This is a genomic window from Caulobacter sp. 602-1 (genome assembly GCF_003931565.1).
Classification (GTDB): domain Bacteria; phylum Pseudomonadota; class Alphaproteobacteria; order Caulobacterales; family Caulobacteraceae; genus Caulobacter.
Genome location: NZ_RRYI01000057.1, coordinates 1 through 343, shown reverse-complemented (window position 1 = coordinate 343; position 343 = coordinate 1). Strand labels below are relative to the sequence as shown.

Genomic DNA, 343 nt, shown 5'->3' with positions numbered 1-343 from the left:
AACTGGAACACCTCGTCGGACTGGGCGGCGACCTCGGGGCTGTGCGTCACGATGATTGCGCACTAAAGCGAGCCTGATAGCTGCCGGCAACTTAGATTTCACTTATCTGGAGCTTTTCTGAGAGCTTTCTGGGCGCGCCGGCCGTTCGAAAGTGTTGCTACCAGAGCAGTGTGCCCTCTTTGTGGTAGAATGTTCGCGTCTCAACGAGGGGCACGCGAAGTTTCTGCCGTTTGACCGACTCGAAACGGCAGAAACTTCGCGGGGTATTCGTCGCTCCGTGCGATTTCTGCCGTTTCTGCCACGCTCCAAGGACGTAGTCCAGGCGAATGCCGTAAAAATCTCC

The 343-nt window shown here is 56.6% G+C and carries 1 protein-coding gene; it reads right to left on the bottom strand.

The annotated features are described in order from the left end of the window. Positions 1–157: 157 nt before the first annotated feature. Positions 158–343 (bottom strand): hypothetical protein (locus EIK80_RS26825; RefSeq protein ID WP_233586946.1); only part of this gene is annotated, 186 nt, incomplete at its 5' end.